The 2,226-nt window shown below is 69.1% G+C and carries 3 protein-coding genes and 1 pseudogene; 3 read left to right on the top strand and 1 reads right to left on the bottom strand.

Features of this window, described 5'->3' with window-relative positions:
• The 3 genes and pseudogenes from V7702_RS16725 to V7702_RS16715 all read left to right on the top strand — a co-directional run.
• Positions 1 to 187, top strand: a pseudogene (locus V7702_RS16725) (diaminopimelate decarboxylase); the annotation flags it as partial.
• A gap of 78 nt (positions 188 to 265) precedes the next feature.
• Positions 266 to 796, top strand: a complete 531-nt coding sequence (locus tag V7702_RS16720; RefSeq protein WP_335651207.1) for a hypothetical protein — start codon at positions 266 to 268, stop codon at positions 794 to 796.
• 75 nt (positions 797 to 871) lie between these two features.
• Positions 872 to 1,273 carry a hypothetical protein gene (locus tag V7702_RS16715; protein ID WP_335651206.1) on the top strand — a complete coding sequence of 134 codons (402 nt, stop codon included), beginning with the start codon at positions 872 to 874 and terminating at the stop codon, positions 1,271 to 1,273.
• Positions 1,274 to 1,335: 62 nt separating this feature from the next.
• Here V7702_RS16715 and V7702_RS16710 read toward each other — a convergent pair.
• Positions 1,336 to 2,226: AAA family ATPase (locus V7702_RS16710; RefSeq protein WP_335651205.1), on the bottom strand; the 891-nt coding region annotated here is incomplete at its 5' end.

Below are 2,226 nucleotides of genomic sequence, written 5' to 3'. Positions count from 1 at the left end.
GTTCGAGGCCGGCGATCTGGTGGCCTTCATGAGCGCCGGCGCCTATGGGGCCTCCATGGCCAGCGAATACAACAGCCGGCCCCTGGTCCCCGAGGTGCTGGTCAAAGGGGACGAGTTCGCCGTGGTCCGCCCGCGGCCGACCTATGAGGAGATGCTTGGCCGGGAGGCTTCAGCGCCCTGGCTTTGAGAGGACTGGCTAAGGACCTGCGTCGGCGTGACGCATCTAGTGTTGGCATCTGTCACAGACCTTAATTATGGTCGGCCCATGTCCAAGCTTCGCATCCTGGCGGTCTCCGCCACGCTCGCCCTGGCTACGGCCTGCGCCCCGACCATGGGGCCTCCGCCCCCGCCTCCGGGCGTGTCGGCCCCTTCGCCCACCGTCTTCCGGCCGGAGGACTTCTCCTGGTCGGCGGTCCCGGGACGCAACACCATTGATGGCCGGCTGACCTATCGTCAGGGCGCGGCGCGCTTCACCTGCTCTGGCGCAGGCGTGGTGCTGACGCCGGAAACCCCCTGGACCCGGCGGCGGATGAGCATCCTCTATTCCTCGCCGGACGCCGCCGCCCTGCCGGCCGACGATGTTCGCGCCCGCACGCCCTCGGCGCCCAATGACGACTATTCGTCCTTCGTGCGGCGCACCACCTGCGACGCGGCCGACCGCTTCACCTTCTCCAACCTGCCCGATGGCGCCTGGTTCGTGATCACCGTGGCGCGGCCCCTGGCCGGCGGCGAGAGCGTGGCCATCATGCGGCGGGTCGTCACCCGCGGCGGGCGGGTCAGCCCCGTCGATCTCTAGATCCTGCTGACGCAAGCGTGAGCCAAACCTTCGCCCGTCGCCGGAACCCGGCGGCGGGCGAAGTCTTTCCTGCTCATGGCTTCGCTTCCCAAGACCCAAGACACCCTCCCGAAGACGCCGCCCGCCGCCCGCCCGACCATCTACGCCCTGGGCGTGGCGAGCTTGCTCATCGGCCTGATCAAGACGGCGCGGCCAGCGACGATCTCGGAGCGCACCGGACTGGGCGAGGCCTCCATGGTCCGCACCCTGGGTCTGCGGGAAATGGCGGCCGGCGCGGGCCTGCTGCTTGATGGCGGCGACAAGCGCTGGCTGGTCGCCCACGGCCTGAACAGCGCCGGCCAGGTCGCCGTGCTGCTCAAGGCGCGCCCGGCGAACCCGCGGCAATGGCGGGGCCTGGCGCTCTTCTACGGCGTCATCCTGGGCCTGACCCTGGCCGATATCTACGCCGGCCAACGCCTGCGCAAGACCAAGGGCTGAAGGACAGACGCCCTCCCTGCGCACAGGAAGGGCGTCCAGACTCGACGGGCCCTCCCGGCCGCTTAGTGGACCTGGGCGCGCCCGATCTCCAGACCGTCTTCGCCGGCGCGCACCTCGATGACCGCGCCATCATCCAGTTCGCCCGCCAGCAGCTTGCGGGCGATAGGGTCGATCAGCGCCTTCTGAATCACCCGCTTGAGCGGACGAGCGCCATAGACCGGGTCGTAGCCCTTGTCCCCCAGCCAGGCCATGGCCGAATCGTCGAGGGACAGGGCCATGCGGCGGTCGGCCAGCATCTTCTCCACCCGCTGCAGCTGAATGCCGACAATGTCGTCCATCTCCGCCCGGCCGAGCCGCTTGAACAGGATGATCTCGTCGATCCGGTTCAGCAGTTCGGGCCGGAAGTGACTACGCACCACGTCCATGACCATCGGCCGCACGGCCTCGACGGGCTCGCCCTCGGCCTGGGCGGCCAGGAACTCCGAGCCCATGTTCGAGGTCATGATGATCAGGGTGTTGCGGAAATCGATCGTCCGCCCCTGGCCGTCAGTCAGCCGGCCGTCGTCCAGCACCTGCAGCAGGATGTTGAACACATCGGGGTGGGCCTTCTCGACCTCGTCGAACAGGATCACCTGATAGGGCCGGCGACGGATCGCCTCGGTCAGCGCCCCGCCCTCGTCATAGCCGACATAGCCGGGAGGCGCGCCGATCATGCGGCTGACCGAGTGCTTCTCCATGTACTCGCTCATGTCGAGGCGGGTGATGGCCTGTTCGTCGTCGAACATGAACTCGGCCAGGGCCTTGGTCAGCTCGGTCTTGCCGACCCCGGTGGGGCCGAGGAACAGGAAGGAGCCGATCGGCCGGTTGGGATCCTGCAGGCCCGCCCGGGCCCGGCGCACGGCGTCGGAGACGGCGGCCAGCGCCTCCTCCTGGCCGACCACCCGGCCGCGGAG

It is taken from the genome of Phenylobacterium sp., from assembly GCF_036963605.1.
In the GTDB taxonomy this organism is placed as follows: Bacteria; Pseudomonadota; Alphaproteobacteria; order Caulobacterales; family Caulobacteraceae; genus Phenylobacterium.
Note: the sequence above shows the minus strand (reverse complement) of the source record. Positions and strands in the feature narration are given on the sequence as shown.